Genomic DNA, 4,054 nt, shown 5'->3' with positions numbered 1-4,054 from the left:
CGGTGGAGGCGCACCTGGGCCGCCACGTGTCGCAGGTGCTGCCGGAGCTGGGCACGGCGCTCGCGTCCCGGCTTTCGAGCGCGCTGGAGTCGGACGCGCCCGTGCAGGACTTGAGCCTCCAGGTGGAGACGCCCGCGGCCCCGGGTGAGTCGCGCTTCTGGTTCGGGAGCTATTCGCGCGTGCGCGGCTCTGGCGGCGCGGTGCTGGGCGTCATCGCGGCGCTGTCGGAGGTCACGGAGCGGATGCGCGCGGAGGCGTCGCTCCAGGAGCACGAGGGGCGGCTGGACGTGCTCACCCGCTCGCTGCCGGACTACCTGTGGGGCGGGAAGCTGCGGGACGGCATGTTGCGTGACTTCTACTGCACGCCCGTCGTCGAGCGCACCACCGGCTATCCAGCCAGCGCCTTCATCGGCGACGGCCCGGAGGGGACGCCTTCACCGCTGTGGTCGGAGATGATCCACCCCGAGGATCGCGCGCGCTATCGCGAGTGCATCGGGTCGCTGGTGCTGGCCCCCAGCACGGAGGTGGAGATCGAGCACCGCATCATCTGCGCGGACGGGCGCGTGCGCTGGGTGCGAAGCCGCGCCGCGGCCTCCGGGCTGGACGCCCTGGGCGGCGTGCACCTGGGCTGCGTCGTCACGGACGTCACCGACCGGCGGCTCGCGGATGACCTGCGCCAGCGCCTGAACGACAGCTTCCGCCGCTCCGCGACGGAGTGGCGCCGCACCTTCGACGCGGTGGCCTCGCCGCTCCTGGTGTTGAGCGCGGACGGCATCATCCACCGGCTCAACGACGCGGCCCGCGTGCTCTTCCGGGAGACGGACCCCTCCGGCCAGCCGCTCGCCACGACCTCCGGGGCGCAGCCCTGGTCCAGCGCGACTCCGCTGGTGGAGGAGCTGCGCGCGACGCACGGCAGTGCCAGCCGCCAGGTGCATGACCCGGAATCCGGCCGCACCTGGGAGGTGTCCGCCGCGTGGGTGGGTGAGAAGGCCAGCGAGGATCCGCGCATCATCCTGGTGGCCACGGAGGTCACCCGCCTGCTGGAGCTGCAGGCATACGTGCGGCGCAGTGAAACGATGGCCGCCATGGGTGCCATTGTCGCGGGCGTGGCCCACGAGGTGCGAAACCCCCTCTTCTCCATCTCCGCGGTCGTGGACGCGGTGGAGGCCACCTACGGCACGCGGCCGGAGCTCAAGCCCTACCTGGATGTGCTGCGAGGCGAGGTGCGCCGTCTCACGCACCTGACCCAGGAGCTGTTCGAGTACGGCCGTCCCACGCGGGGCGAATGGACGGACGGCGCCGTGGGCGCGGTGGTCGCCGACGCCCTGTCCGCCTGCATGCTCACCAGCGACAAGGCCTCCGTGACGCTCGTGCGCGAGGTGTCCGACGCGCTGCCTCCGGTGCGCATGGACGCGCGCCGCCTGTTCCACGTCTTCCGCAACGTGGTGGAGAACGCCGTGCAGCACTCCCCGCAGGGCACTGCCGTTCACGTGACGGCGGAGGCCGTGGAGGAGGCGGGGCGTCCCTGGGTGCGCTGCACCGTCCACGACGGAGGGCCCGGCTTCAAGAGCGAGGACCTGCCCCACGTCTTCGAGCCCTTCTTCAGCAAGCGCCGGGGAGGCACCGGCCTGGGGCTGTCCATCGTTCAGCGCATCCTGGATGAGCACCAGGGGCGCATCCGTCTGTCCAACCATCCCCAGGGAGGCGCGGAGGTGACCATCCTGCTGCCTGCCCTGTCCCCCGCCGGCAACACCGGCCCAACTTCGCAGTCCCAGGTGTCATGACTCGCACCCGCATCCTGCTCGTGGACGACGAGCCCGGCGTCCGTCTGGGTATGAAGGGCTATCTCACGCAGCACGGCTTCGACGTGGATGAAGCCACCAGCGTGGCCGAGGCTCAGGAGGGCTTCCGCACGCACCGGCCCGACGTGGCTGTCATCGACTACCGGTTGCCGGACGGCACGGCGCTGGAGCTGTTGCCGAGGCTCAAGGAGCTGGACGCGGCGGTGCCCCTGGTGGTGCTGACCGGGCACGGCTCCATCGAGCTGGCGGTGCAGGCGGTGAAGGAAGGCGCGGAGCAGTTCCTCACCAAGCCGCTGGAGCTGTCGGTGCTCAAGGTGGTGCTGGAGCGGCTCGTGGCCCAGCGGCGCGAGCGGCAGCGGCTGATGGCGGACCGCTCGCGCACGGCGCGCACGCAGGTGGATCCGTTCCTGGGGAACAGCCCCGCCATCCGCGCGCTGCGCGACCAGGCGGAGCGCGTGCGCGACAGTGACAGCCCGGTGCTCGTCACCGGCGAGACGGGCAGCGGCAAGAGCGTGCTCGCGCGCTGGCTGCACGAAGTCGGGCCGCGCAAGGACGCCCCCTTCGTGGACATGAACTGCGCCGCGCTGTCCAAGGACCTGCTGGACTCAGAGTTGTTCGGCCATGAGAAGGGTGCCTTCACCAGCGCGGTGGCCGCGAAGCCGGGCCTGCTGGAGGTGGCGGACCGGGGCACGCTGTTCCTGGATGAGATTGGGGACATGGACGTGGCGGTCCAGCCCAAGCTGTTGAAGGTGCTGGAGGAGAAGCGCTTCCGGCGCTTGGGTGATGTGAAGGACCGCCGCGTGGACGTGCGGCTCGTGGCGGCCACGCACCAGGACCTGCAGGTGGCCGCGCGAGAGAAGCGCTTCCGCAGCGACCTGTACTTCCGCATCAGCACGCTCATCCTCCACGTGCCGTCCCTGCGCGAGCGCGCCGAGGACGTGCCAGTGCTCGCGAGTCACTTCCTGGCGGAGATGGGCGCGCACCGGGGCCGGGGCCAGGTGGAGCTGGAGCCCGACGCCGAGCGGGCCCTCATGGCCTACAGCTGGCCGGGCAACATCCGTGAGCTGCGCAACGTGCTGGAGCGAGCGGTGCTCTTGTCCGGCACGTCCCGCCTGTCCCGCAGCGACCTGCGCTTCGAGTCCCTGCTGCCCGCGGAGGAGCCGCTGGGCGAGGACCTGACGCTGGAGGAGCTGGAGCACCGCCACATCGAGCGCGTACTGGCGCGCGAGGGCGGCCACGTGGAGCGCGCGGCGACGAAGCTGGGCATCTCCCGCAGCTCGCTGTACGCGAAGATCAAGGGCTGGCAGCACAAGGGGGGCTGACAGCGGTGCTCAAGGGGTACGCCCCTGAGTAGCAGCGCAGGGTCTGCGGGTGCCGGGCTGAATGTCAGACGTGTGTCCTTTGCTCTCCTCGGAGGTGTCACTCCCAGGGGGCGTGGATGCGAATGACGCGAAGTGGGGCTGTCTGGCTGTGGCTGCTGCTGCCGGTGGCCGCATGGGCAGAGGGCGTCCCGGAGGTGCCGCCCGTGGAGGAGGAACGGCGCCCACGGGACGATGCCTGGCGCAACCTGCTGCGCGTGGAGGCAACGACGTTGTCCTTCCTGCCGCGCGCGGGGATGGGCACGAACGAGGGCTTCCTCCAGGTGGAGCCGACCCTCATTCTCGACGGAGGCGCGGAGTTCGGCCTCAACCTGGGCACGCCCGTGCGGTTGCGCCTCTGGGGTGGTGGAGGGAATGCGGGCTTCGTGCGTAGGGAGGACTGGGACAGCCTCTCTGATTGGGGCCAGCTCGTGCGCGGCCTCAAGCTGGGCTCGGACACGACGCCCGTGGGCGTGTGGCTCGGCGCCCTGGAGGACTACAGCCTGCTGTCGGCGCACCTGGTGCGCCGCTACTGGGGACGGGCCGGAGGCCGCGCTCCGTCCGTAACGCTGGCGCACCTGGACGCAACGGCGGTGGTGCTCAGACGTCCGGGACTGGAAGCGCACCTGCTGGCGGGCTGGGGCGGACGACCGGGCGTTGGAGGTGCCTGGGGCGCGGTGCTGGGCATGGGGGCGGATGCGGTGGCCTCCGCGTGGGATGTGTCGGTGCGCCTGGAGGCACGCAGGCAGCACGGCGGCTTCCGGCAAGGCTTCTTCGGCCCGGACTACGAGTTGGCGCGATTCCAGGCAGTGGGCCCGGAGGGCGTGCCGCTGGCGTCCGCTCCCCTTCCGGACGGGTACTCGCTCCAGGCCGAGGCTCGTGTGGGCTGGGATG

The 4,054-nt window shown here is 71.3% G+C and carries 2 protein-coding genes and 1 pseudogene; all 3 read left to right on the top strand.

Translation table 11 applies throughout. The features are described 5' to 3' along the window. The coding region (locus D7X55_RS36935) for an ATP-binding protein (protein ID WP_121725480.1) at positions 1–1,784 on the top strand (1,784 nt) is incomplete at its 5' end. After that, complete coding sequence (locus D7X55_RS36930) at positions 1,781–3,124, top strand: sigma-54 dependent transcriptional regulator (RefSeq protein ID WP_120553136.1); 1,344 nt, start codon at positions 1,781–1,783, stop codon at positions 3,122–3,124. The genes D7X55_RS36935 and D7X55_RS36930, both read left to right, overlap by 4 nt. Positions 3,125–3,240: 116 nt before the next feature. Further along, positions 3,241–4,054 (top strand): annotated as a pseudogene (locus D7X55_RS36925) (hypothetical protein); the annotation flags it as partial.

Origin of the sequence: Corallococcus sp. AB049A (assembly GCF_003668885.1) — a bacterium.
Lineage (GTDB): Bacteria > Myxococcota > Myxococcia > Myxococcales > Myxococcaceae > Corallococcus > Corallococcus interemptor.
This window is presented reverse-complemented; position numbering and strand designations above follow the sequence as displayed.

Coding starts and splice junctions, on each gene's coding strand:
- D7X55_RS36930 (WP_120553136.1), top strand. CDS start 1,781: ATGACTCGCACCCGCATCCTGCTCGTGGACGACGAGCCCGGCGTCCGT.